Origin of the sequence: Pseudomonas sp. NPDC087626, from assembly GCF_044743405.1 — a bacterium.
Lineage (GTDB): Bacteria > Pseudomonadota > Gammaproteobacteria > Pseudomonadales > Pseudomonadaceae > Aquipseudomonas.
The window spans coordinates 99346-123292 of record NZ_JBIUWJ010000015.1; the positions used below are offsets into that span (position 1 = coordinate 99346).

At 61.8% G+C, this 23947-nt stretch carries 22 protein-coding genes; 7 read left to right on the forward strand and 15 right to left on the reverse strand.

The genetic code is table 11. The annotated features are described in order from the left end of the window. Positions 1-115: 115 nt before the first annotated feature. Positions 116-586 carry a hypothetical protein gene (locus ACIOVD_RS14985; protein ID WP_095168183.1) on the reverse strand — a complete coding sequence of 157 codons (471 nt, stop codon included), beginning with the start codon at positions 584-586 and terminating at the stop codon, positions 116-118. A gap of 544 nt (positions 587-1130) precedes the next feature. Here ACIOVD_RS14985 and ACIOVD_RS14990 point away from each other — a divergent pair. Further along, the gene (locus ACIOVD_RS14990; protein ID WP_159997247.1) at positions 1131-2066 is read left to right on the forward strand and encodes a chemotaxis protein CheV; all 936 of its coding nucleotides are present in this window, start codon (positions 1131-1133) and stop codon (positions 2064-2066) included. A gap of 427 nt (positions 2067-2493) precedes the next feature. Then, positions 2494-3300, forward strand: a complete 807-nt coding sequence (locus ACIOVD_RS14995) for an MOSC domain-containing protein (RefSeq protein WP_401128669.1) — start codon at positions 2494-2496, stop codon at positions 3298-3300. Between the two features lie 70 nt (positions 3301-3370). Here the strand turns inward: ACIOVD_RS14995 and ACIOVD_RS15000 are convergent, their stop codons facing one another. The 8 genes from ACIOVD_RS15000 to ACIOVD_RS15035 form a co-directional block, all read right to left on the reverse strand. Next, a complete protein-coding gene (locus ACIOVD_RS15000; RefSeq protein WP_095168189.1) occupies positions 3371-3655 on the reverse strand; it encodes a pyrimidine/purine nucleoside phosphorylase in 285 nt (94 codons plus the stop codon). Between the two features lie 73 nt (positions 3656-3728). Then, positions 3729-4277 carry an exonuclease domain-containing protein gene (locus tag ACIOVD_RS15005; RefSeq protein ID WP_095168190.1) on the reverse strand — a complete coding sequence of 183 codons (549 nt, stop codon included), beginning with the start codon at positions 4275-4277 and terminating at the stop codon, positions 3729-3731. 70 nt (positions 4278-4347) lie between these two features. Further along, entirely contained in the window at positions 4348-6309 is a 1962-nt protein-coding gene (locus ACIOVD_RS15010; protein ID WP_401128673.1) for an acetyl-CoA carboxylase biotin carboxylase subunit, read from the reverse strand. 54 nt (positions 6310-6363) lie between these two features. Then, a complete protein-coding gene (locus tag ACIOVD_RS15015; RefSeq protein WP_095168193.1) occupies positions 6364-7161 on the reverse strand; it encodes an enoyl-CoA hydratase/isomerase family protein in 798 nt (265 codons plus the stop codon). Continuing rightward, on the reverse strand, positions 7158-8315 hold the full coding sequence (atuD, locus tag ACIOVD_RS15020; protein WP_401128676.1) for a citronellyl-CoA dehydrogenase: 1158 nt from the start codon (positions 8313-8315) through the stop codon (positions 7158-7160). The genes ACIOVD_RS15015 and atuD overlap by 4 nt, the downstream gene beginning before the upstream one ends. A 24-nt stretch (positions 8316-8339) precedes the next feature. Continuing rightward, positions 8340-9956, reverse strand: a complete 1617-nt coding sequence (atuC, locus tag ACIOVD_RS15025) for a geranyl-CoA carboxylase subunit beta (RefSeq protein WP_401128679.1) — start codon at positions 9954-9956, stop codon at positions 8340-8342. A 3-nt stretch (positions 9957-9959) separates the two neighbouring features. Beyond that, on the reverse strand, positions 9960-10829 hold the full coding sequence (locus ACIOVD_RS15030) for an SDR family oxidoreductase (RefSeq protein ID WP_159997239.1): 870 nt from the start codon (positions 10827-10829) through the stop codon (positions 9960-9962). Between the two features lie 12 nt (positions 10830-10841). Then, a complete protein-coding gene (locus ACIOVD_RS15035; protein WP_401128683.1) occupies positions 10842-12632 on the reverse strand; it encodes an acyclic terpene utilization AtuA family protein in 1791 nt (596 codons plus the stop codon). 176 nt (positions 12633-12808) lie between these two features. On the opposite strand from ACIOVD_RS15035, the gene ACIOVD_RS15040 reads away from it, so the two are divergent. Next, positions 12809-13432 carry a TetR/AcrR family transcriptional regulator gene (locus ACIOVD_RS15040; RefSeq protein ID WP_095168201.1) on the forward strand — a complete coding sequence of 208 codons (624 nt, stop codon included), beginning with the start codon at positions 12809-12811 and terminating at the stop codon, positions 13430-13432. A 104-nt stretch (positions 13433-13536) separates the two neighbouring features. Continuing rightward, positions 13537-14331 carry an ABC transporter substrate-binding protein gene (locus ACIOVD_RS15045; protein ID WP_095168203.1) on the forward strand — a complete coding sequence of 265 codons (795 nt, stop codon included), beginning with the start codon at positions 13537-13539 and terminating at the stop codon, positions 14329-14331. A gap of 40 nt (positions 14332-14371) precedes the next feature. On the opposite strand, the gene ACIOVD_RS15050 is transcribed toward ACIOVD_RS15045, so the two are convergent. Together ACIOVD_RS15050 and ACIOVD_RS15055 are read right to left on the reverse strand one after the other, a co-directional pair. Beyond that, complete coding sequence (locus ACIOVD_RS15050; protein WP_095168205.1) at positions 14372-14920, reverse strand: RNA polymerase factor sigma-70; 549 nt, start codon at positions 14918-14920, stop codon at positions 14372-14374. Positions 14921-15255: 335 nt separating this feature from the next. Further along, on the reverse strand, positions 15256-16206 hold the full coding sequence (locus tag ACIOVD_RS15055; RefSeq protein WP_095168207.1) for a hypothetical protein: 951 nt from the start codon (positions 16204-16206) through the stop codon (positions 15256-15258). A gap of 360 nt (positions 16207-16566) precedes the next feature. Here ACIOVD_RS15055 and ACIOVD_RS15060 point away from each other — a divergent pair, with 360 nt between their 5' ends. Next, the gene (locus ACIOVD_RS15060; protein WP_401128688.1) at positions 16567-17376 is read left to right on the forward strand and encodes an alpha/beta fold hydrolase; all 810 of its coding nucleotides are present in this window, start codon (positions 16567-16569) and stop codon (positions 17374-17376) included. A 97-nt stretch (positions 17377-17473) separates the two neighbouring features. On the opposite strand, the gene dsbG is transcribed toward ACIOVD_RS15060, so the two are convergent. Genes dsbG through dsbD form a run of 3 tightly spaced genes read right to left on the reverse strand, consistent with a single transcriptional unit; the run spans position 17474 to position 20822 of the window. Beyond that, positions 17474-18241 (reverse strand): thiol:disulfide interchange protein DsbG, encoded by a 768-nt coding sequence (gene dsbG, locus ACIOVD_RS15065; protein WP_095168209.1) that lies wholly within the window; start codon positions 18239-18241, stop codon positions 17474-17476. Then, positions 18217-19086, reverse strand: coding sequence for a TlpA family protein disulfide reductase (locus ACIOVD_RS15070; RefSeq protein WP_095168212.1), 870 nt, complete (start codon positions 19084-19086; stop codon positions 18217-18219). Before ACIOVD_RS15070 ends, dsbG begins: the two co-directional genes overlap by 25 nt. Further along, the gene (gene dsbD / locus ACIOVD_RS15075; RefSeq protein ID WP_401128692.1) at positions 19086-20822 is read right to left on the reverse strand and encodes a protein-disulfide reductase DsbD; all 1737 of its coding nucleotides are present in this window, start codon (positions 20820-20822) and stop codon (positions 19086-19088) included. The genes ACIOVD_RS15070 and dsbD overlap by 1 nt, the downstream gene beginning before the upstream one ends. Positions 20823-20975: 153 nt before the next feature. Here dsbD and ACIOVD_RS15080 point away from each other — a divergent pair, with 153 nt between their 5' ends. Both ACIOVD_RS15080 and ACIOVD_RS15085 read left to right on the forward strand, forming a co-directional pair. After that, positions 20976-21656 carry a response regulator gene (locus ACIOVD_RS15080; protein ID WP_095168216.1) on the forward strand — a complete coding sequence of 227 codons (681 nt, stop codon included), beginning with the start codon at positions 20976-20978 and terminating at the stop codon, positions 21654-21656. After that, positions 21656-22975 carry an ATP-binding protein gene (locus ACIOVD_RS15085; RefSeq protein WP_401128696.1) on the forward strand — a complete coding sequence of 440 codons (1320 nt, stop codon included), beginning with the start codon at positions 21656-21658 and terminating at the stop codon, positions 22973-22975. Before ACIOVD_RS15080 ends, ACIOVD_RS15085 begins: the two co-directional genes overlap by 1 nt. 96 nt (positions 22976-23071) lie before the next feature. Here ACIOVD_RS15085 and ACIOVD_RS15090 read toward each other — a convergent pair whose 3' ends face one another. Further along, the gene (locus ACIOVD_RS15090) at positions 23072-23899 is read right to left on the reverse strand and encodes a class I SAM-dependent methyltransferase (protein ID WP_401128699.1); all 828 of its coding nucleotides are present in this window, start codon (positions 23897-23899) and stop codon (positions 23072-23074) included. Positions 23900-23947: the final 48 nt, after the last annotated feature.

The following is a 23947-nucleotide window of genomic DNA, read 5'->3' on the forward strand; positions in this document are numbered from 1 at the left end:
CCGGGATTCAGAGTGTCATTTCTGTAGCGTCAATTAATTGGTGCGCATGTTACCACCTAAGGTGCGGTTGGTCGCGCTTGCGCACATCGCCCCGGCACGGTCTTGATGACGAGCTTCACGCCCGCCTGGTGGCCATGTTTGCGCAGGCCAGGCCGCTGGTCGGCCCGGCGAACGGAAAGGCCGCACAGTCGATTTGCGCCACGAATGCCTCAAGCAAAAACGCCTGCTCGGTGTTGTCGAGGCGCAGATCACCGGTATGTCGATCGACCAGTTCCAGTTGCCAGGCGATCAGCGTCAAACACTCCTTTAAAGCACCAAGTGCCTGGTCATGCAGATCGACTTGCCCCCGTACCTGACTGAGTACGGCGTGAAGGGAGCGGGCAAATGTACAGATGGCGCCCAGGGCCAGGACGTCCGCGCGATTGGCCAGGGTCAGCAGAGTGCCAAGCAGGCAGTGGATGGCGTCCGGGTCGTTTTTGATCAATTGCAGGTGCGCCAGGCACTCCTCCGATTTTGCCAGCAGCATTTCGGCTTCAATCAGGAATTCAGGCAGTCGAGGGTTCCAGTTATTCCGTTCGATCAACATGCTTTTCTCCACGACTTCAAGTCAGGTAGGGCAATCGGGCGTCTGGTGAACGGGGCTAAGTTACTGTCTGCAATTGCACAAAGTCTGTAGGACGGTTCCGGTTTTTCCGGCAGGTCCCTACCAGTTACCCATAGGGCTACGGCGTTGGTGGCAGGGGTAGCACAACGAACATCGGCGACACGGCGTCGTGAGGCTCTCGCTGAATGTTTTGAAGGGGGGTAAAGAGGGCCTGGCGGTGGCTCCGCGATCAACAACAAAAGCCTGACTCCATTCATGCAATGAGAATGGCGTCACATTAATGGCTATTGGATATCACGAATATCAGGCGAGTCCCGATTGCATCTAGGGGTTTCCCTGATGCGCTACACGCAAGGCTGATGGGGGCTGTTCGTGGAGCACGTTACCCGGGGGAGATTCATTCAGTAGAGCATGATGCCAATATGACATCAATTTTTTTACGCGGCCCGTCTCTCCAGGGTCAAGAAGTGCAGGCCGCCGCCGATACCTTGCCTGAGTGAATTCATCGGTAAACCCAGGAGTCATAATGGCCGGCATTCTCGACACGGTAGATCAACGCACCCAACTGGTGGGTGAGAACCGCCTGGAAATCCTTATGTTCCGCCTGGCCGGTCGGCAGTTGTTCGCGATCAACGTCTTCAAGGTGCAAGAAGTCCTGCAGCTGCCCAAGCTGACGCTGATGCCCCATCGTCATCCATTTGTCTGTGGTGTGGTCAATCTGCGTGGACAGACCCTGCCGGTGATCGACTTGTCCCAGGCCATTGGCATGCGCCCGCTGGTGCCGGGCCCCAACAGCACGATTATCGTCACCGAGTACAACCGTTCGGTTCAGGCGTTCCTGGTCGGCGGTGTGGACCGCATCGTCAACATGAACTGGGAAGCCATTCTGCCTCCGCCGACTAGCGCAGGTCGCCAGCATTACCTGACCGCCATCAGCAAAGTCGATGAACAGTTGGTGGAAATCATCGACGTCGAAAAAGTCCTCGCCGAGATCGTGCCCTACAGCACCAAGGTCTCGCGCGAGAAACTCGAGGACCCAGTACTCGAGCGTGCCCGCCATCGTGAAGTGTTGCTGGTGGACGACTCCAACGTGGCGCTGGCGCAGATGCGCGATACCCTCAGCCAATTGGGGGTGAAAATGCACATTGCCAGCGACGGCCTGAAAGCCTTGAAACTGCTCAAGAGCTGGGCAGACAGTGGGGTGGAGATGACCGAGAAGCTGCTGATGGTCTTCACCGACGCGGAAATGCCGGAAATGGACGGCTACCGCCTGACTACCGAGATCCGCAACGATCCGCGTTTGCGGGGGCTGTACGTGGTGCTGCACACCTCGCTATCCGGCAGTTTCAACGAATCGATGGTGAAGAAGGTCGGTTGCGACAACTTCCTTTCCAAGTTCCAGCCCGACAAACTGGTCGATGTGGTGCGCCAGCGGTTGATGCTCGATGAAGTCCCAGCCTGATGAGTGGTAAGGCCTGCCGACCTGCTAGCGATGGGGCCGGTCCATTCAACATCGATGGCCCCTGACACACCGCTATCGCGGGCAAGCCGCAAGCGGGCGCCAGCTCCCACAGGTTGAGTGGGTGTACCCAGAATCTGCGAACACCCAGAACCACTGTGGGAGCGGGCTTGCCCGCGATGGGGCCGGTCCATTCAACATCGATGGCCCCCGACACAACGCTATCGCGGCAAGCCTTGCTCCCACAGGTTTGCTGGCGGTACACAATACTTGCGGGTAGGCAGATTTACTGTGGGCCGGGCGGCGCTCCGTCTACTCGCGTTGCCAGCCCCACAAAATCCGCACCTGCAAGGCGTTGGAGCCCCCCCGGCCTTTGATTCGGCGATCAAGCTCGTATAGGGTGGCGTTTTTGCCCATCAGGGAGCTGGCCATGTTGCGTCTGAGCGCGCTGTACCGTTATCCACTCAAGTCCGCCAAGGGTGAAGTCCTGCAACAGGCGCACCTGGACACGCTGGGGCTGGTCGGTGACCGTCGCTGGATGCTGGTGGACGAGGCCAGTGGGCGGTTTCTGACGCAGCGGGCGGTTGCGGCGATGAGTCAATTGTCGGCCCTGTGGAATGCCACGGGTGGCCTGACACTGGCGGCGCCTGGGCATTCGCCGATTGAGGTGGCCTTGCCGGTGGACGACGCCGAACTGCGTGGCGTGACCATCTGGCGCGACACCTTGCGGGTGCCTGATGCCGGTGACGCCGCGGCTGCCTGGGTCAGCGCGTTTATCGGAAAGCCCACGCGCCTGGTGCAAGTACCCGAGGTGTTGGCCCGGACCACCCAGGCAGGCTATGGCAAGGATGACGATAAAGTCGCCTTCGCCGATGGTTTCCCCCTGCTGTTGATTGGCCAGGCTTCGCTCGATGACCTGGTGCAACGGGTCGGTCGGCCGCTGGAGATGCTCAGGTTCCGGCCCAACCTGGTGATCGAAGGCAGCCAAGCGTTTGCCGAGGACGGCTGGAAGCGGATTCGCATTGGCGATGTCGAGTTCCGTGTGGTCAAGCCATGCTCGCGTTGCATCCTGACCACCATCGACCCGCAGACCGGTGAGCGCAGTACTGACCGCGAGCCGTTGGCAACCCTGCAGCAGTATCGCGCACAAGCCGATGGTGCGATGTTTGGGCAGAATCTGGTCAACGACGCCAATGGGCGGCTGGAAGTTGGCATGCCGGTGACGATTCTCGAGTAATCCCGTGGGTGCAAAACGAAAAATGCCCGTGTCGCAGGACACGGGCATTTTTGTTGTAGCGCAATAACGCTTAGCCGCGGTATTCGCACAGGTAGGCGCTGTCGACCGCCACTTTGAGTTGGAACTTGCTGTTGGCCGGAACATTGAACTGGCTGCCGGCGGCGAAGGTTTGCCAATCGTCGCTGTCCGGCAGTTTGACGGTCAGGGCGCCGGAGACCACGTGCATGATTTCGCGCTGGCTAGTACCAAACTCGTATTCGCCCGCTGCCATGACGCCGATGGTGGCCGGACCTTCGGCAGTGCCGAAAGCAATCGACTTGACGGTGCCGTCGAAGTACTCGTTGACTTTGAACATGGGCGATTCCTCGAAAAGGGCTAAAAAGGCCGGCCAGTATGCACAAGGCCTTTTCGCCCGTCACCTGTTGCACTCAAGGAGTGGCGGGCAGGGTCAACGGTAATAAACGGGCGGTATTGCGCGCATCCTCGAGCGCCCGATGCTGTTGCCCGCTGAACTGCAGGCCGGCCAGTTGCAGGGCCGCATTGAGGCCCAGTGGCCGCTCCAGTCGGCGGGCCTTGGCAAAGCGCTGCTTGAGATTCATGTGCGGCACCCGGCTCAGGGCGCTGTCGAGTTGCAGGCGCTGCCATTCCTGGAGCAACTGTTTGCGATCGTAGTCGCCCCAACTGGCCCAGCCCTCCAGGCGGCTGTGATGCTGGCCGAGCCAGCGTTCGAACTGCAGCCAGACGTCTGCCAGCGGTTGGGCCGCGTCAATGTTGGCCTGGGTGATATGGGTCAGTTCCCGACAAAATGGGGTCAACAAGGGCCGTCGCAACGGCCGGACGAAGCGCTGGAAGTGATCCAGCTCGCGGCCCTGGCGGTTGACCAGGGTGGCACCGATTTCAATGATTTCCATCTCTTCGATAGGCCAGCCGCCATCATCAGTTGTCGCTTCAAGATCAATTACCAGCCAATGAGGCATCGCAGCTTTCCCGGTATCCGCGTACTGATGAGGCTGAGCGTAGCCAACCGCGGCGGTTCCGCCTAGGGACTTATTCAACCTCCAACAGAATCTGACGATTTTTCACCTGATCGCCCCGGCTGACCTGCAAGCGTTTGATCACGCCGTCGATGCCGGCTTTGAGCGGGTGTTCCATCTTCATTGCCTCCAGTACCAGGAGCAATTGGCCCTTGCTGACCTGTGCGCCTTCGCTGACCAACACATCGACGATCGCCCCGTCCATCGGCGCTTTCAGGGTCCCACAACTGGCGGCGGCCTGGCCACGCACCGGTGCCAGCGTCTGGTCTTGCAGCACCAGGGCGCCAGGACGGGTGCCCAGCCAGAGCTGGTCGTGGGCCAAGGCATAGGCACAACGCCGGCGGATACCATCGAGCTCCAGATAGGCTGAGTGCGGGCTGATCTCCAGCAACTTCAGGTGCAGTGTTTGCGCGGCCACCTCAATGCGCAACTGACCTTCGGCCAGCACCGTTATCTGCGCAGGCCAACGGGCATCCTGCAGGCCGATCTGCAGTTGCAGCGGGGCACTGGCATTGTTGCGCCAGCCCGTGAGCCCTGCGCCGTGCACCTGGGCGGACTGCTGGTAGAACAAGGCCGCGGCGATTGCCAGTTCTTCGGCGTTGGGGGTGTGGGGGGGCAGGCTTGGGTGAGCGCTGAAATGCTCGGGGATAAAGTCGGTACTGAACTCGCCAGCGATGAACTGCGGATGGTCCAGCAGAGCGGCGAGCAAGCGCTGATTGGTCTGCACCCCCAGCAGGACCGTGTCTTCGACTGCCCGCAACAGTTTGCGCCGGGCCTCTTCGCGAGTAGCGCCGTAAGCGATGATTTTTCCCAGCATGGGGTCGTAGAACGGGCTGACCTGCTGCCCTTCGAGCAGGCCATGGTCAATGCGCACCCCTTCTTGCAGCGCCGGCAACCAGTGATGGACGCGCCCGGTCTGCGGCATGAACGCCTGCGCCGGGTCTTCGGCATACAGGCGCACCTCCATGGCATGCCCCTTGAGTTCGACCTGTTCCTGGCGCAACGGCAGGGGCAATCCAGCGGCGACCTGCAGTTGCCAAGCCACCAGGTCGAGACCGGTGATCAGTTCGGTGACCGGATGCTCGACCTGCAACCGGGTGTTCATTTCGAGGAAGTAAAAGTGCCCCCGGCTATCGAGCAAGAACTCCACGGTGCCGGCACCGACATAATTGACCGCGCGCGCCGCCTTCAGTGCGGCTTCGCCCATGGCCTGGCGCAGCTGTGGGCTCATCACCGGGCAAGGTGCCTCTTCGATGACTTTCTGATGGCGGCGCTGGATGGAACAGTCACGCTCGCCGAGATAGATCAGGTGGCCGTGTTGATCGCCGAACAACTGGATTTCAACGTGGCGCGGAGCGATCAGTGCCTGCTCCAGAATCAGCTCGGCGCTGCCAAAGGCATTCAGGGCTTCGGAGCGCGCGGTGCGCAGTTGCTCCACTAGCTGGTCGGCCTCGTGCACCAGGCGCATGCCGCGTCCACCACCACCGGCGCTGGCCTTGATCATCAAGGGATAGCCGATGTGCTCGGCTTCGCGCGCCAGGGTCTGATCGTCTTGCTCTGCGCCCTGGTAGCCGGCGATGCACGGCACGCCCGCAGCGAGCATGGCGATCTTCGACAGGCGTTTGCTGCCCATCAGTTCGATGGCCTCGGGGCTTGGACCGATAAAGGTCAGCCCGGCGTCGGCGCAGGCTTGGGCGAACGGCGCGTTTTCCGAGAGGAAACCGTAGCCGGGATGGATCGCGTCGGCCCCGCTGCGCCGTGCTGCGTCGAGGATCGCCTGGGCATTGAGGTAGGACTGGGCCACCGCAGCAGGGCCGATGTGCACGGCTTCGTCGGCCAGTTGCACATGCAGGGCGTCGGCATCCGCATCGCTGAAGACGGCCACGGTGCGATAGCCCAGGGCCTGGGCGGTGCGCTGGATGCGGCAGGCAATTTCACCGCGGTTGGCGATGAGAATTTTGCGCAGGGTGGGCATGGTCGGGTTTCCATTGGTGAGTGCGGAGTCGGTAAGGGCCTGCTTGCGATGTTGTCAGGGCGCCCAACCTGGTTTGCGTTTCTGGACAAACGCCAGGGTGCCCTCGACGCCTTCTGCGCCTGTCACTGCAGCGCTGAACCACTCGGCGGCCTGGTCGAGCAATGGCCCCAACGGTTGTTCGGTGCTGGCCAGCAGCAGGGCCTTGGTCGCGGCATTGGCCTCTGGAGCGCAGCACAGGACGTGCTCGAGTACCGCGTCCAGGCGTTCGGCCAAGGCTTGCGCATCCTGCTCGACAAAATGCACCAGGCCCAGGCGCCGTGCCTCGTGCCCGTCAAAACGCGCCGCCGTCAGGGCCAGGCGCCGGGCCTGAGTCAGGCCGATGCGCCGGACCACAAAGGGCGCGATCTGCGCCGGTAGCAGCCCCAGGCTGGTTTCCGGCAGACCGAATTGTGCCTTGTGGTCGGCCAGGGCAATGTCGCTGACACAGGCCAGGCCCAGGCCGCCGCCGAGTACCGCGCCCTGCAACACACAGATCAGCACTTGAGGCGCGTGCTGGGCTTCTTCCAGCAACGCGCCGAAGGCCCGGTTCAGTTCCCGGTAAGCGTCTGCGCCCTGGGCTCGGGCGTTGGCCATGTCTTTCAAGTCGCCGCCGGCACAGAAATGCCCGCCGGCACCGCCCAAGACCAGTGCGCGTACCTGCCGGTCATCGCGGACCGCCGCCAGCACCGCACGCAACTCGGCGACCATCTGCAGGCTCATGGCGTTGCGGCAATCGGCGCGGTTCAGGGTGATGTGCAGCACGCCACTGTGCAGTTCCAGCAAGAGGGTCTGGCAATCGGGCAGGGTGCTCATTTTTTCTTCCCGGGCAGGGTACCCATCAGCTTGCAGATAATCCCCAGCATGATTTCGTCGGCACCGCCGCCGATCGACACCAGGCGCACGTCGCGGTAGGCGCGGGCCACCGGGTTGTCCCACATGAAGCCCATGCCGCCCCAGTACTGCAGGCAACTGTCGCTGACTTCCCGGCCCAGGCGACCGGCCTTGAGCTTGGCCATGGACGCCAGGCGGGTGACGTCCTGGCCTTTGACGTACTGCTCGGTGGCTTGATAGACCAGCGCCCGCAGGCACTCGATCTCGGTGGACAGTTCGGCCAGGCGGAAGTGGATGACCTGGTTGTCGATCAGGGCATTGCCGAAGGTCTTGCGTTCCTTGCAGTACTCGATGGTGCTGTCGACGCAGTACTCCAGGCCCTTGATCATGTTGGCCGCGCCGAACAGGCGTTCTTCCTGGAACTGCAGCATCTGCATCATGAACCCGGCCCCTTCGTGGCCGATGCGGTTACGTTGCGGCACGCGCACGTCATCGAAGAATACCTGGGCAGTTTCCGAGCTGCGCATGCCCAGTTTGTCCAGGTGCGAGCCGAGGCTGACGCCCGGCGTGTTCATCGGCACCATGATCAGCGACTTGTTGATGTGCGCCTTGTCGTCGGAAGTGTTGGCCAGCAGGCAGATGAAGTCGGCACTCGGTGCGTTGGTGATCCACATCTTGCTGCCGTTGATCACGTAGTCGTCGCCGTCCTTGCGCGCGGTGGTCTTCAACCCGGCGACATCGGACCCGGCGCCGACTTCCGAGACGCCAATGCAGCCGACCTGTTCGCCGCTGATGGCCGGACGCAGGAACTCCTCGCGCAGTTCATCGGAGCCGAAGCGCGCCAGCGCCGGGGTGCACATGTCGGTCTGCACGCCGATGGACATGGGGATCCCGCCGCAGTGAATGGTGCCGAACTCTTCGGCCGCGACTATCGAATAGCTGTAGTCCAGGCCCATGCCGCCGAATTTTTCCGGTTTGCTGATGCCCAGCAGGCCGAGTTCGCCGGCCTGGCGAAAAATCTCGTGGATCGGGAAGCGCCCGGCCTTCTCCCACTCATCGACGTAGGGGTTGATCTGGCTGTCGACAAACTGGCGCACGGTACGGCGCAGGGCTTCGTGTTCCTGGGTAAAGATCATTGTTGTTGTTCTCCTTTGGCCGGACTAGAACCGGGCGACACCAAAACTGTTGGGTTGCAGCTGACGAACCTCGGCCTCCTGGCAAATATCCAGCAGGTAGCCCAGCAACGTGCGGCTGTCCCGTGGATCGATCAGCCCGTCATCCCACAGATTGGCACTGGCGTAGAGGGCGGTGGACTGGCTGTCGAGTTTCTGTGCGGTGACCTGCTCCAGCATGTCGAGCATCTTCGGGTCCGGGACCAGGCCATCCTTGAGCTGCCTGGCCTCGGTGACAATACGCAGCACCTTGCCGGCCTGGGCGCCGCCCATTACCGCAGTGCGGCTGTTGGGCCAGGCGAAGATGAACCGCGGATCGAGTCCCCGGCCGCACATCGCGTAGTTGCCGGCACCGTAGGAGCCGCCGACCACCAGCGTCAGCTTCGGCACCCGGGCATTGGCCACGGCCTGAATCAGCTTGGAGCCATGCTTGATCACCCCTTGCTGTTCCGACTCGGTGCCGACCATGAAGCCGGTGGTGTTGTGGAAAAACAGCAGCGGAGTCTGGCTCTGGTCACACAGCTGGATGAACTGCGCCGCCTTGCTCGCGCCTTGCGGGGTGATCGGGCCGTTGTTGCCGATAAAACCACAAGGCCGGCCCTGGATTTTCAGATGACCACACAGGGTCTGCTGGTCGAACTCGCCCTTGAACTCGAGGAAGCGCGAACCGTCGGCGATACGCGCGATGATTTCGCGCACGTCGTAGGGTTTTTTCGGATCGGCGGGAATCAGCCCCAGCAGATCCTCGATGGGGTACAGCGGCTCATCGAAGTCGGTGCGGACGGGCAGTGGCAGGCGGGCATTCCACGGCAACAGGCTGACGATCTCGCGCACCAGGCGCAGCCCGTCGGCATCGTTCTCGGCCAGGTACTCGGCGGTGCCGGCGGTCTGCGCGTGCATTTCGGCGCCGCCCAGGGCTTCATCGGTGGCGATTTCCCCGGTGGCAGCCTTGAGCAGCGGAGGGCCGGCGAGAAACAGCTTGGCTTTGCCGCGCACCACCACCACGTAGTCCGAAAGCCCGGGCTGATAGGCGCCACCGGCGGTGGCCGAGCCGTGCACCACGGTAATCTGTGGCAGCCCCATGGCCGACATCCGCGCCTGGTTGGCAAAGCTGCGCGCGCCTTCGACAAAAATCTCTGCGGCGTAGTTGAGGTTGGCGCCGCCGCTTTCGGCGAGGGTGATCACCGGCAGTTTGTTTTCCATGGCGATCTGCTGCAGGCGCAGGGATTTTTTCAGGCCGCTGGGGGAAATGGTCCCGCCCTTGATCGCGCTGTTGTTGGCCACCACCAGTACCCGCACCCCGGACACATAACCAATCCCGGCGATCAAGCCGCCGCCTGCCTGGCTACCGTCTTTGTCGTCGTGCAATTTATAGCCGGCCAGGCTCGCCAGTTCGAGAAACGGCGCGCCGAGGTCCAGTAGCAGATTCAAGCGTTCACGCGGCAGCAGTTGTCCGCGTCGGTCGAATTTCGCCTTGGCCTCGGCGGCCTTGGCCAGCAGATTACGTTCCAGTTGGCGGACCTGCTCGATGCTGGCCAGCATCGCCTCGCGGTTCTGCGCGAACTGCGGGCTGTGGGGGTCGAGTTGGGATTCGATCATTGGCATCGCTTAGTCCTCGTCCTTGAGTACATCGGGTAGGAAGGCGCGGTGAAAGCCATTGAAGGACTCGCTGTGCTGGGCCTTGTGCAATGGCCACGCCCGACTGCCGAGACTGGCTGCACCGTCGATGCGCAAGGTGCTGCCGCTGACAAAGGCGGCCGCAGGACTCAGCAGGAACACGATGGCGGCGCTGACTTCCGATTCGCTGCCAATGCGCTTGAGCGGCACATGTTCGCGCAGGGTCGGGATCACCGCCTTGAACGCGCCTTCATAGGTGTCCATGCCGCTGGACGCAATCCAGCCGGGGGCCACGGCATTGACCCGGACCCCGGCGTAGCCCCATTCGAAGGCGGCGGTCTTGGTGAAGTTGTCCATGCCCGAGCGCGCAGCCCCCGAGTGGCCCATGCCCGGCATGCCGCCCCACATGTCGGCGAGCATGTTGACGATGGCGCCCCCGGTCTTGCACATGGACTGGTTGAACACCTCCCGGGCCATCAGGAAACCGCCCACCAGGTTAGTGCGCATCACCGTCTCGAAGCCTTTCTGGGTGATCGACGCCAGTGGCGCAGGGTATTGGCCGCCGGCGTTGTTGACCAGGCCATGAATCGGGCCGTGGGTCTTGAGCAGTTCGCTGACCAGTTGCTTGACCGCTTCCTCCTCACGAATGTCGCAAGCTTGCCAACTGGCCTGGCCACCGTCGGCGGCAATTTCGGCGGCGACCTGCTGCAGTTTTTCCGCCTTGCGCCCCACCAACAGCACGTGGGCGCCAAGGGCTGCCAGCTCGTGGGCGGTGCAGCGGCCAATGCCACTGCCGCCACCGGTGACAATGATGTTTTGACCGGCAAACAGCTCGGGTTTGAAGATCGAATCAAAAGCCACGGCGACAGCCCTCTAGTTGACTTGGTCAGCGATGCTTTGCGGCACCGGAATCTGGATTTCCAGCAGTTGCTGGGCGAATGCCTTGCCTTGTGGATCGATCCGCAGGCTGGCCACGCCACCACCGCCAAGGGCATTTTCCAGGAGGAAATTGAGGCTGTGGCTGCCTGGCAGGTACCAGCGCTCGACGCGCCCCAGGAGCGGGTCGAGCACGTGGCTCATCCAGTCCACGACCACCTCGGGAGTCAGTGCTTCGGCGATCCACGGCAGGTATTCGGGGGCGCGGGCCATGACCCCGATGTTGCTGTGATTGCCCTTGTCACCGGAGCGCGCCACCGCCAGTTTCACCAGTGCCACGCTGGCATCGGCACGGCCTTGGGGTTTGGGGGCAATAAAGGGCAAGGGCAGGTCAGCGCTGTCGAGGTGATCGAGGGCGGGCAGGGTGCAAGGGTGGCGCTGGCCTTGCAGGTCGATCTGCAGGGTGCAGGCGTTTTTGTCGATGAGGAACGAGAACAGGCGGATCAGCGGGTAGACCGTAGGACGGCCGCCGACAATGCCGGTCAGGCCCGGCGCCATGCAGGTGGCAGCCTGGGCGATTTCCCGGGAGAACAGGATCAGTGCCTGTTTGTTCGGATGCCGTACCGCGAGCTTGATCACCACTTCGCGGCTGTCCTGGCGTTGCCCGTGAGGACCATAGGTGGCCTCGCTGCCGAGCAGTTCGATGTGCACTTCGCTATAGGGTGCCCAACCGCGCTGACTGAACATTTGCCCGGTCTTGTTGATGATCGCCTCGCTCACCCGGCGCGCCTTGGCCACGGCGTCGATCCCGGCAATCAAGCAACTGGCGGTGCAACGGAAACCATCCGGGTAGGTGGCGCTGACCTTGTACTGCGCCGGTGCCGGCAAGCCTTTGGCGCCGTGGACCTGGACCCGGTTCGGGCCCTGCTGCTGGAGTTTGACCTGGCTGAAATCGCAGATTACGTCCGGCAGCAGGTAAGCTCGTGGATTGCCGATTTCGTAGAGCAATTGTTCGCCCACGCTCAAGGGCGTGACCAAACCACCGGAGCCTTCGGGTTTGCTGACAATGAACTGGCCGTCGGCGCTGACCTCGACCACGGGGAAACCGATGTGCTCGTAGTCCGGCACCTGCTGCCAATCGGTGAAGTTGCCGCCGGTGCACTGTGCGCCGCACTCGATGATGTGCCCGGCCAGAGCTGCCTGGGCCAGGCGGTCATAGTCGTGCCACGCCCAGCCGAACTCATGCACCAGCGCTGCACTGACCACCGCGCTGTCCACGACTCGCCCGGTGATGACCACGTCCGCCCCCAGGCGTAGGGCTTCAACAATGCCGGGAGCGCCAAGGTAGGCGTTGGTCGATACGCAGACGGGCGGCAGGGGCGCTGCGCTGAACATCTCGCGCACGCCACTGGCGGCCAGTTGCTTGAACTGCGGTTGCAGGTCATCGCCCAGCAGGACGGCGATCTTCAGGGGCACGCCGGCCTGGTCGCAGGCGCGCTGCAAGGCGGCGGCGCAGGCCAGTGGATTGACCCCGCCGGCGTTGCTGATCACCCGAATGCGCTGTTCGGCGATCTGCCCGAGCAACGGACTGAGGACCTCGACGAAGTCGCTGGCGTAGCCGGCCTGGGGATCCTTCATGCGCGCCCCGGCCAGCAATGACATGGTGATTTCTGCCAGGTAGTCGAAGACCAGATAGTCCAGGGCGGCGCCTTCCACCAGTTGGGCGGCAGCGGTCGAGGTATCCCCCCAAAAGGCACTGGCACATCCGATACGAACCGTCTTGTTCATGGCAAGCCTCCGACAGAAGTGTTTCGAGACTACCAAGCAAGCGCTTGGTTTGTAAATCCCGGACAGGACTTTTACCCGAGCGCTTGCTTGGTTTCCTTCGGCGGCTTAAATTGCCCGCGCCAGCCACGGCATTTGTGGTGTGTGCGTTGGGTTCGAGCGACTGTAGGAGAGAATGGGTGGACGAGCAAAAAGCTCTGCTGGTAATGCGCGAGTTGGTCGACAACGGGCAACTGACCGATCCGGACAGCGCTCGCGGCAAACTGCTGCAGATGGCGGCCCACCTGTTTCGCAACAAGGGCTATGAACGCACCACGGTGCGCGACCTGGCCAGTGCGGTAGGGATTCAGTCCGGCAGCATTTTTCATCACTTCAAGAGCAAGGACGAAATCCTGCGCGCGGTGATGGAGGAAACCATTCGCTACAACACCGCGTTGATGCGCGCCGCCCTGGCGCAATCCACCAGCGTGCGCGAGCGAGTCCTGGCGCTGATCCGCTGCGAGTTGCAGTCGATCATGGGCGGCAGCGGCGAGGCGATGGCGGTGCTGGTCTACGAATGGCGCTCGTTGTCCGAAGGCGGGCAGGCCCAGGTGCTGGCGCTGCGCGACATTTACGAGCAGATCTGGCTGCAGGTACTGGGAGAAGCCAAGGACGCGGGGCTGATTCGCGGGGACCTGTTCATCACCCGTCGTTTCCTCACCGGTGCATTGTCCTGGACCACCACCTGGTTTCGCCCCGATGGCAGCATGAACCTCGATCAGTTGGCCGATGAGGCGTTGATTCTGGTGCTGACGCAAGCATGACGATTTGGGCAAAACGCATTAAATAGCCACCATCGCGTTGTCTTAGTGGGCGAAACCGCCTAGCTTAATCCAGGTGGGTCTATTTTCAGGGGTGGTGTTGGTTGATGTATTCGCCAGTTCGGATGGCTTCGCGGATGTTGTTGATGGCGCTAGGTGCGCTGTCGGTAGCGCCGAGTTCGGCCGCACAACTGGTGCGCATCGGCGCGGCGCATTTCCCGCCTTACACCATTCGCCCGGAAACCGGCGCCGATACCGGTCTTCTCGCGCAATTGATAGTCGCCCTCAACCAGTTGCAGGGCGACTATCAATTTGTCCAGGTGCCCACCTCCATTCCGCGCCGCTTCGGTGATTTCAAGCAGGGCCGGATCGACGTGGCTATCTTCGAGAATCCCCAGTGGGGCTGGAAGGATGTCCCGCACACCGCCGTCGACATGGGCCTGGAGGATGCGGAGGTGTTCGTCTCGCAACTGCTCCCTGAGCGCGCGCAAAGCTATTTTTCCGACCTGCAGGACAAACGCCTCGCGCTGTTCAATGGCTATCACTATGCCTTTGCCGACTTCAATTCCGACACCCGCTACCTCGCCAGCCGCTACAACGTGACGCTGACGTATTCCCACGACAGCAACCTGCTGATGGTGCTGCGCGGTCGTGCCGACATCGCCCTGGTTACCCGCTCGTTCTTGAGTGACTACGTGTTGCGCAACGAACAGGTCGCCTCCCACTTGCTGGTGTCCGAGCGGGTTGATCAGGTCTATCACCATTACGCCCTGATCCGTCCGCAGGCACCGCTCAGTGGCGAAGCGTTCGGCAAGATGTTGCAGGGCCTGCGGGATAACGGCCAGATGCTGAAGATTTTCCAGCCTTACAAGATTGCGCTCGTCGCTGTGCCCCAGGGCTGAAATCAGCTCATCACTCTGCGAGGCCGGGGGGAGGGATTGGTCAGCGGCGGGCGAAGGTATCGCTGAGGGTGTCCGAGACCTTGCGACAGTGCACCAGCGCATCGCGGATCATGAAGTTCACCAGGGTCGGCGAGACCTCCAGTTCCTTGGCGATGTCTTTTTGTGGCACGCCGTGCAGGCGATACATTTCGAAGGCGTAGCGGGTCCGGCTGGGCAATTCGCCAAGGGCATCGGCGATGTTTTCCAGGACGCGGAAGTTGATGTGCGAGGTTTCCGGTGAAGCACCCTGGATGACCACATTCAAGCCTTCTTCTTCACTGCCCGAGTACTTCTGCTCCAGGGCCTGTTTGCGGTAGTGATCGATCGCCAGGTTGCGCACGATCTGAAACAGGTAGCTGAGCTGGGCCTTGAACGAAGAGGTGATCTGGGGCGCCGATTGCAAGCGGAAGAAAGCGTCTTGCACCACGTCTTCGGCACGCGACCGGCAACCCGTAATGCGCGCCGCAGTCTTCACCAGCATCAGCCGGTTGTCGACGAACGCCTGGAGTAAGGATGAGTCGCAGCTGTCTGTGGAAACGGATTGCGCCATGGAAGTCACCTCGCTGCAAAAAGTTAGTGGGACGACCAGCGCTTCGGATCCGTCCAACGCATTGAGCGACAAGCTAGGCTAGATGATAATAATTGTCAATTGAGAGGAAGAATTAATTCCGTTTGGCTTTCGCCGACAAGCTCACGCTGACACGCTTTGAGTTGCGGCGCTGGCTGCCCCGCCAGGATCAATTCGCTCGTTGCTCCATCCGTTCGTATGGGGCAATTGCGTCCTGGTTACGTCCTGCTTGCCAAGCCCGCGCTTGAACACATCGACGGCCTGTTCGCGGCAGGTCGGGTCTCGATCCGACCTGCCGCGAGGTCGTTACAGAGGACTTATTTTTGTTTGAAGTACCAATGGGTATCATCGGTATCAATGCCTAATCCGTTGAGCTTTTCCTCTACGTACTTCAAACATAATCCTCCATCGGGTTGATAGTGGCCGGAGGCGTCATTGACGCTAGCGATAACGTCTCGCAAGGCAATACCATCGTTGACACTCTCTATTCTGAATTCGCCTGCGCAGATGACCGGTCGTCCACTGCCCAGTTGGCTATGCCTGATGTAGTCGTTTCGCGACTCATGTTTCCAGCGCCTGTAGATAATTGCACCCTCTGGGGTATACACCCAGGTGTAACTATCGTTGGAGGTGTTAGGTGTTAGTACTTCTGTCTGTCGGTCTTTCAACAGTTCGCCCAGCAGCTTTCCATCGACCATGCCGACCAGTTGGCCTGTGCCCTCGATGGTCGAGGGATCGTAGGTTCGCCATGATTTGATATCGCCGATCCAGGGCATCCAGCGCACGGGATAGGTTTGGGTGTTGATATCGACGGGACGATTGTCGGAGTTGCTCCAGTCTGACCAATTGATATGTCCAGCCCAAACCTGCTGGAGATGTGAGGAAGAGGCATGCAGCCACTGATGAATTTGTTTGAAGGAACGGTTAGTGAAAACGCCATTGGCGGTCAGTATCAGCGACTCTAGCTCCCAGTTGTCGCTGGCGATGGGGTGAGCAATCGGTACTTGGTGCAGGGAGATATTTTGCAGTTCACTGATGTGAATGCTTTGTTTTCCGAACAGGCGGGAAATATCAATGTCAACGCTAATGATTTCACCCACCCTGGGGGCGTCGGAAAACAACTGGAAGTTATTATGATGGCCCATGCTTATGTATACTTTGTCATCGGTGCCTGCCCAGTTTTCCTCGGCTATTTTTGCAGATATTCTGAGTTCGCTGATATTGGCGCTGCGTTCAAAGTTGCGTGTGTAGTCGCTGATGCTGTTCATTGTATGAGCTCTACTTTTCAATGGGTTTTTGAAGCCCTGAAAGTAGTGTTTTTATTGGTGGAAGTCTTTGTGGGTGTTTTACAGTTTGTTAGTGTTGCTTTTCAGCATTTGGAATGCAGTGAAGGATTAACTTGCGCTCGGTGTTTTAGACTAATTGTTAAAGCCGTCGAACCATTGGGGGAGATCATCGCGTGTAAGCCGGGTGTGAGTTTGAGATAGCCATTACTGCAGATCGCGGTCGTGGTTTCTGTTGTCGGGGGCTCTGTAATATCTACTGTTAAGGCTTGAATTGACGGAGGTACCCGGGCGGGACAGTCTTTGCGGGCATTTTTTCAACAGAGCCTATGCAGGAGATACAGGATGCCCTTCGTTACTATTGATGGTGAGCCCCTTCACTATGTTGATCAGGGCACAGGCCCTGCCGTGCTCCTGGCTGGAAGCTACTTGTGGGACCAGACCATGTGGGCGCCGCAGATTGCCGCGTTGTCCTCACACTATCGGGTGATTGCCCTGGATTTGTGGGGGCACGGGGAGTCCGGGACGCTGCCGCAGGGAACCGCTTCACTCAATGACCTGGCGCGCCAGGCACTGGCGTTACTCGATCACCTGGGCATTGAGCGTGTCGCACTGGTGGGTCTTTCAGTGGGCGGAATGTGGGGAGCGCGCCTGGCCCTGTCGCACCCGCAACGCATAAGCGCCCTGGTACTGATGGACACGTACCTGGGGGCTGAGCCCGAAGCCACTCGGCAATACTATTTCTCACTGCTCAAGCAGATTGAGGAGGCGGGTGCAATTACACCGCAGATCCTCGATATCGTGGTGCCAATCTTCTTCCGGCCGGGAATCGACCCGCAATCAGCGTTGTATCGACAGTTGCGCGACTCATTGGCCGCGCTGCCAGCCGAACGGCTGCGCAGGAGCATCGTGCCGCTGGGGCGTATCACCTTCGGTCGCGAAGACATGCTGGCGCGCCTGAATCAATTGAACCCGGATACGACGCTGTTGATGTGCGGGGAGCAGGACACGCCAAGGCCGCCTTCAGAAACCATGGAAATGGCCGAGTTGATCGGTTGCCCTTACCAACTGGTGCCCGAGGCGGGGCACATCTGCAATCTGGAAAACCCACAATTCGTCACCGAGGCGTTGTTGGCATTCCTGGCCAATCGTTGACGGTCCTACGTTGAAGATAATCCAGGCTCATTGCTGGCAAGCGGAGCTTGCCAGCGAAAAGGCTGCCGAGTCTTGCAATGTCGTTGAGAGCGGTGGGTTATTTCGGCCCGAGTATCGCGGCCAGTTTTGCCGGCGACGGCGCGCCTTGTTGCTGTTGCAGTTCGCCCTTGGCGTCCAGGTAGAAAATCGCCGGGGTGGCGGACAGTTCGAGTTCGTCCATCAACTGCAAGTTGGCGTCGAGCTTGGCCTGCACGTCTGCCGGGATGGTTTTCAGCGCCTTGAGGGTGCTTTGTTTGCCGGCCTTCTCGTGGGCGTCCAAGGCCTTGCTTGGGTCTTTGCTGGCCAGCAGGGCGGCGGATTTGCCCGGGCTGTCTTCACGGATGATGCCGACCATGATGTGTCGCAACTGCACCTTGCCGGACTTCACCCAAGGCCGTGCCTGCTCCCAGAACAGCGTGCAGTAAGGGCAGTTGGGATCGCTGAACAGGTACACCACGCGCGGTGCATCCTGGTTGCCGTCCTGAATCCAGTGGCTGGTCTCGAACTTGGCCCAGACCTCCTTGGCCATCGGTGCATACACCAGTTTTTGCAGCGGCTCGGCGCTCAGGTCCTTGCCGTCGGCGTCATACAAATTGCCCAGCAACACGTGTTTGCCATCGGGTGTCAGGTACAAGGCCATGCCGCGGTTCTGGTATTGCGCGGCATACCCGCGCAGGCCGTCGGGCGCATCGAAGCTGCCAATGATTTTTGCACCCTTGGCTTCCATCTGTTTGATCGCGGCGGGCAGTTCTTCGGCCTGCACCGACGGCAGGTGCAACAGGGCAGCGCCCAGGGTCAGCGTCAGCAGGTGGCGGAGGCGGGGCATGGCAGTTTCCTTACAGAGGTGGCGGGTGCTGTGGCAGGGGTGGAGGGCTCGAAGGCTTCCAGGGCGTGGGCCAGGCTCGCATTGGACAGTTCGCCCAGGTGGCTGCTCAGCAGGCGTCCGTCCGGGCTATAGAACAGCGTGGTCGGCAGGGCCATCGAACCCACGGCCTGGCCCAGGCGGCCGCCGCGGTCGAACAGCATGTTGCTCAGGCTCAGGCCTTGGGTCTCGAGAAAGGTAGCGACGCTTTGCATGCTTTCGCCCTGGTTGACGAACAGGAACGTCAGGTCCGGGCGTTGTTGCTGGGCGTTTTCCAGCACCGGCATTTCCCGGCGGCAGGGTGGGCACCAGGTGGCCCACAGATTGATCACCAGTGGGCCGCCCTGGTAGTCGGTCAGTTGCAGGGTTTCCCCGGCGGCGTTGCGCAGGGTGATATCCGGCAGGCGCGTGCCTTGTTCGTAGATGCTCAGCGACAGGCTTGCCAGCAGCCAGAACGCCAGGCCGCTGGCGACGCCGAAACCCATCGGGCGTCGGAGCCCGGGTCGCCGCCAGCCGCGATACAAGGCGGCCAGCAACAGCACGATCACCCCCGGCCAGGCGAGGAAGCCGCCGTCGCGCAGGTCGATGATCTGCCAGGGATCGTTGCGGTAGTGGGGCCAGTACCACGCGACAAAAGCCAGGCGCGCCGCCAGCATGCCGAGCATGAACAGGCCGAACAGCACCGACTCGGGGTTATCTCCGCCACGCTTGGCCACCCGCCAGCCGACAAAGGTCGCCAGTGCCAGGGCACTGATCAGCAGCAGGTGATTGAGGGCGATGGCGAAGGTACCGAGGGTGAAGGTCAGCATCAGCGCGCGTCCCGGGTAATGTCCCAGCGCTGCAGGAAACCGGCGGCATTGACCTCGCCGGTAATGCGCTGGCTGCGACGCTCGGCACCGTCGGCACCAATCCACAACAGGCTGGGTGGCCCCGGAACCTTGTAGCGAGCGAGCAGTTCGCGGCTGGCAGGGTTGTCGGCGGTCACGTCCAGGCGCAGCAGACGCACTTCCTTGAGGGCCTCCATGACCTGGGGTTTGCCGAATACCTGTTTCTCCATGATCTTGCAGGACACGCACCAGTCGGCATAGTAGTCCAGCAACACCCATTGGCCCTGGGCGCGGGCATCGTCGAGCTGGCGTTGCAACTCGGCGGGCTCCTTGACGGTGATGAAGGCATCGTGGGCGGTCGGCGCAGCGATCGCGCTGGAGCTCGGCGCGCGATACACCTGCAACGGATTGAACAGGTCGTCGCTGCCACCGGCGGCCCCGATCAGCAGCAGGCTACCCCACAACCCGGACAACAGGGCCAGGCCCCCGAACAGGTGGGTGGTGCGACCAAAACCTTCGGTCTGGCGCCAGGCGCTGTAGGCGATGACCAGCAACAGTCCACCCCACAACCCGACCCACAGCACCGGGTCCAGCACTGGGCGCACCATCACCAGCGCGGTACCCAGGAACAGGAAGCCGAAAACCCCCTTGAGCAGGTTCATCCAGGCGCCGGGCTTGGGCAGGAATCGATTGCCAACGGTCACCAGCAGCAGCAGCGGCAAACCGATGCCCAGGCCCATGCTGAACAGGATCAGCCCGCCGTGCAGGGCATTGCCGCTCTGGGCGATGTACAGCAGGGCGCCGGCCAGCGGTGCGGTCATGCACGGTCCCACCAGCAAACCGGACAGCGCCCCGAGGATGCCCGCGCCGACCAGGCTGCCGCCACCTTGTTTGCGACTGGCGTTCTCCAGGCGATCACGCAGGGCGGCCGGCAGTTGCAGTTCGAAGAAGCCGAACATTGGCAACGACAGCAGCACGAAGATCACGGCAAAACTGCCGAGCAGCCAGGCGTTCTGCAACAGGGCCTGCAAATTGGCCCCCAGCAGGGCGGCCAGTACCCCCAGCGCGGCATACACCAGCGCCATGCTCACCACGTAGCTGCCGGCCAGGGCAAAGCCGCGCTTGGCGCTGGCTCCGCTGCCAACCACCAGGCCGGCGAGAATCGGCAGCATCGGCAACGAGCAAGGGGCGAAAGCCAGGAGCAGGCCCAGGCCGAAGAACACCAGCAGGCTCCAACCCAGGGCGTGTTGTTGCAGGCCGCTGGCCAGGGCCTGGTCCGGCGCCTCACTGGCGTTGGCTTGCGCCGCGCCGCCACCGAGGTCGACCACCTGGGTCTGTGGTGGGTAACACAGGCCGGCATCGGCACAGCCCTGGAAGCCGACCTTGATCTGGCCGGTGGCGCCGGCCGGGATCTTCAGTTCCAGTCCTTGGCGGTAGACCTGCTGGTCGCCAAAGAACTCGTCGCTGTGGGCCTCGCCCTCAGGCAATGCCGGCTTGTGGGCCTCGGCCAGGCCGTTGAAGCTCATGCGCTTCTGGTACAGGTAGTAACCGTCGGCTATCTGCCAGAACAGTTGGGTTTCGCCCGACTCAAGACGCTCGGAGGTAAAAACGAAAGCTTTGCCGACGGGCAGGAAATCGGGTTTGGTCTCGAACGGGTTCGACGCGGCCTGGGCCAGGCTGGCAAAAAAAACCAGGAACAGTAAAAACAGACGACGCATGAGCAAGCCTTATACCGGTGCAATTTGGATGCACCATGAGGGGTGACGATTAACCGATGATTAACCGCGTTATCCTTGGGGCAACGGCGGGCGGTGCATAATGTCCGCTTAATCCGTCGCCTTCTTAATCAACATTTTTCTACAGGTCTCACCATGCACGTACTTGTCTGTGAAGATGATGAGCTGATTGCCAGCGGCATTGTAGCCGGCCTGACCGCTCAGGGCCTGACCGTCGAGCATGTGGCCACGGCATCGGCGGCCCGGGCCATGCTCAAGGTTGCCGAGTTCGATGTGATGGTGCTCGACCTTGGGTTGCCGGACGAAGACGGCCTGAAACTGCTGCAGCAGTTGCGCCACCAGGGCCTGGAGATTCCGGTGCTGATCCTGACTGCCCGGGACTCGGTCACCGACCGCGTCGACGGCCTGCAAGCCGGTGCCGATGACTACCTGCTCAAACCCTTCGACCTGCGCGAACTGGCCGCGCGCCTGCACACCCTGCTGCGCCGGGTCGCGGGGCGCAGCGTCAACCTGATCGAGCATGGCGCCCTGAGCTATGACCCCAGCAGCCGGGAAACCCTGTTGGCCGGCCAGCCGGTGGACCTCTCGCGTCGCGAGCAAGCGCTGTTGCAAGCGCTGCTACATAACCGCGGCCGGGTGCTGTCGACCGAGCAACTGAAGGACAGCGTGTACGGTTTCAACGACGAGTTGGAGAGCAACGCGCTGAACGTACATATCCACCATTTGCGCAGCAAACTCGGCAAAGGCATCGTTGAAACCGTGCGCGGCCTGGGCTATCGCCTGGGGCCGGCGGATGGGGCAGGGCCAAGCAAGTGATGAGTCTGCGCCTGCGCCTGAGCCTGACCCTCGGCGCCGCATTTGCACTGATCTGGGCCCTGGCCGCGGCCTGGATGCTCAGTGACCTGCGCAACCAGATGATGTTTTCCCTCGACCAGCGTCTGGTGGCGTCGGCGCGCATGGTAGCCGGGTTGCTGGAGCAGTTGCCGAGCCTGCCGAGCAAGGGCGAGGGCACCCATTTCAGCGCCGAACAACTGAACGTGCCTGGGGGTATGGCCTGCCAGGTCAGCTCGTTGCGCGGCGAAATTCTGGCCCGCAGCCACAATCATCCCGAACAAGCGCTGGAAGCCGAGAAGATGGGCTTCCACGACCAGATGATCGACGGCGCTCCGTGGCGCAGCTTCACCCTGGCTCGGGGCGATGTGCGGATCACCACGGCGGATCGGCAGATCGAGCGCGAGGCCCTGAACATGTCGATTTTGCTGGCGGCCTCGGTGCCGGTGGCGGTGGCGCTGCTCGGCTGCCTGTGCCTGTTGTGGCTGGGGATCGGCCAGGGGCTGGCACCGCTCAACCGTCTGCGCGAAGCCTTGATGCGGCGCAACGCCGACTCGCTGGAACCCTTGCAATTGCAGGCATTTCCCAGTGAATTGAAGCCGTTGCTGGAAACCCAGAACCAACTGTTCCAGCGTATCGGCAAGGCCATCGAACGCGAACGGCGCCTGACCGGCGATGCCGCCCATGAGCTGCGCAGTCCACTGACGGCGATCAAGACCCATCTGCAAGTGGCGCGCATGACCGAGGGCGCGGCCCGCGACCAATCCCTGGCCCGTGCGGAGGAGGGTGCCGATCGTCTGCATCGGACCCTCGAGCAGTTGTTGCTGTTGGCACGGGTCGAGGGCAGCCTGTCGTTCGACGACGGCGTGCAGTGCAATGCCGAGCAGGTCGCCCGCCTGGCCATCCAGGACGCGTCCAGCGGTGATCGCCGGCGGATCCAGTTGCATGTGCCGCCGGGTTGTTCCCAGGCACCGCTGCAGATGCCCGCGGTGTTGGCGATTGCCGCTTTGCGTAACCTGCTGGACAACGCGCTGCGGCATACACCCGATGACGGACCGGTGGAGCTGAGCCTGGAAACCAGTGCTAATCGAGTGCGCTTCCAGGTCCGCGACCATGGTCCGGGAATCGCCGACGATGACCTGCAGCACCTGACCCAGCGCTTCTGGCGCAACGGCGGGAGCACCGGTTGTGGCCTGGGGTTGGCGATTGTCCAGGCAATTGTCCAGCGCTGCGAATGTGTCCTGCATTTCGACAGCCGTCCTGATGGCTTGCGCGTCGAGCTGACCATGCCGCTCCAGGCCTGACCCCAGGCCCGCAGGAGCAAGGCGTGCCCGCGAAGCAATTGATGCCCCCCGAGCCCGTTGATTCTTCGGTTCAACGGGCTTTTTCGTGTTTACGCTTCAGGCGCCGTGCTTGATGGCCTGCAAGGTGTAACTCAGCGGCAGGCGCCAAGGTGCCTGCTTGAGGTGGTATTCACCTTGTTCATCGCGGCTCATCTGCCCTGGCAGGGCGTCCCAGGGGATACTCTGGTGCTCGACCAATCCGGTAATGGCCAGTCCGTGGTTCAGCAGTGCGCTGATGATCTCCCCCAGGCCGTGGTTCCACTCATGGGTCAGTGTGGCCTTGAGTGAAACGTCGGTATCGACGTAGGTGCTGTCGTCATCCCACACCAGCGGAGTCTCGCGCTCGAAGTAGGAGTGTTCGATGGACAGCAGGTCCGCACGGCTTTCATTCAGTGACCAGAGCACCGGATGCCCTTCGCGAATGAACAGCCGGCCACCGGGTTTGAGCAAACCACTGACGGTGCGTGCCCAGGCGTCGATGCTCGGCAGCCAGCACAAAGCGCCGATGCCGGTGTAGACCAGATCGAAGGAGGCCGCGGGCAATACGGAGCAGGCGTTGTAGACATCCGCTTCGACATAGTCGATCCGCGTGTTACAGCGCTGGGCCAGGGTGCGCGCCTGGACCAGGGCCGCGGGGGAAAAATCCAGCCCGCTCATCTGCGCGCCCAGACGCGCCAGCGACAGGGTGTCGGTGCCGATGTGGCACTGCAGGTGCACCCCGCGCAGCCCGCTGATGTTGCCCAGCAATGGCAGGTCGAAGCGCACCACCTGCGACAGATGATCGGCGGCCTCGACGAAGGCCTGGGTCGCGTAGTCCCTGGAGGCCGCATGGAGGGGGGCGCGCTCGTCCCAGTTGGCCTTGTTCAGCGAGATATAGTCACTCATGGTGAAGACCCCATCCTGGTCGGTCCTGATTATGTGCAGGGCAGACTA

Excerpts from the sequence above, each read along its gene's own strand:
- ACIOVD_RS15010 (WP_401128673.1), bottom strand. The coding sequence starts at position 6,309 with ATGCCCACCCTGCGCAAAATTCTCATCGCCAACCGCGGTGAAATTGCC.
- ACIOVD_RS15055 (WP_095168207.1), bottom strand. The coding sequence starts at position 16,206 with ATGAACAGCATCAGCGACTACACACGCAACTTTGAACGCAGCGCCAAT.
- ACIOVD_RS14985 (WP_095168183.1), bottom strand. The coding sequence starts at position 586 with ATGTTGATCGAACGGAATAACTGGAACCCTCGACTGCCTGAATTCCTG.
- dsbG (WP_095168209.1), bottom strand. The coding sequence starts at position 18,241 with ATGCCCCGCCTCCGCCACCTGCTGACGCTGACCCTGGGCGCTGCCCTG.
- ACIOVD_RS15000 (WP_095168189.1), bottom strand. The coding sequence starts at position 3,655 with ATGTTCAAAGTCAACGAGTACTTCGACGGCACCGTCAAGTCGATTGCT.
- ACIOVD_RS14995 (WP_401128669.1), top strand. The coding sequence starts at position 2,494 with ATGTTGCGTCTGAGCGCGCTGTACCGTTATCCACTCAAGTCCGCCAAG.
- dsbD (WP_401128692.1), bottom strand. The coding sequence starts at position 20,822 with ATGCGTCGTCTGTTTTTACTGTTCCTGGTTTTTTTTGCCAGCCTGGCC.
- ACIOVD_RS15035 (WP_401128683.1), bottom strand. The coding sequence starts at position 12,632 with ATGAACAAGACGGTTCGTATCGGATGTGCCAGTGCCTTTTGGGGGGAT.
- ACIOVD_RS15085 (WP_401128696.1), top strand. The coding sequence starts at position 21,656 with ATGAGTCTGCGCCTGCGCCTGAGCCTGACCCTCGGCGCCGCATTTGCA.
- ACIOVD_RS15050 (WP_095168205.1), bottom strand. The coding sequence starts at position 14,920 with ATGGCGCAATCCGTTTCCACAGACAGCTGCGACTCATCCTTACTCCAG.
- ACIOVD_RS14990 (WP_159997247.1), top strand. The coding sequence starts at position 1,131 with ATGGCCGGCATTCTCGACACGGTAGATCAACGCACCCAACTGGTGGGT.
- ACIOVD_RS15015 (WP_095168193.1), bottom strand. The coding sequence starts at position 7,161 with ATGAGCACCCTGCCCGATTGCCAGACCCTCTTGCTGGAACTGCACAGT.
- ACIOVD_RS15070 (WP_095168212.1), bottom strand. The coding sequence starts at position 19,086 with ATGCTGACCTTCACCCTCGGTACCTTCGCCATCGCCCTCAATCACCTG.
- atuC (WP_401128679.1), bottom strand. The coding sequence starts at position 9,956 with ATGCCAATGATCGAATCCCAACTCGACCCCCACAGCCCGCAGTTCGCG.
- ACIOVD_RS15005 (WP_095168190.1), bottom strand. The coding sequence starts at position 4,277 with ATGCCTCATTGGCTGGTAATTGATCTTGAAGCGACAACTGATGATGGC.
- ACIOVD_RS15060 (WP_401128688.1), top strand. The coding sequence starts at position 16,567 with ATGCCCTTCGTTACTATTGATGGTGAGCCCCTTCACTATGTTGATCAG.
- ACIOVD_RS15080 (WP_095168216.1), top strand. The coding sequence starts at position 20,976 with ATGCACGTACTTGTCTGTGAAGATGATGAGCTGATTGCCAGCGGCATT.
- ACIOVD_RS15045 (WP_095168203.1), top strand. The coding sequence starts at position 13,537 with ATGTATTCGCCAGTTCGGATGGCTTCGCGGATGTTGTTGATGGCGCTA.
- atuD (WP_401128676.1), bottom strand. The coding sequence starts at position 8,315 with ATGATCTTTACCCAGGAACACGAAGCCCTGCGCCGTACCGTGCGCCAG.
- ACIOVD_RS15090 (WP_401128699.1), bottom strand. The coding sequence starts at position 23,899 with ATGAGTGACTATATCTCGCTGAACAAGGCCAACTGGGACGAGCGCGCC.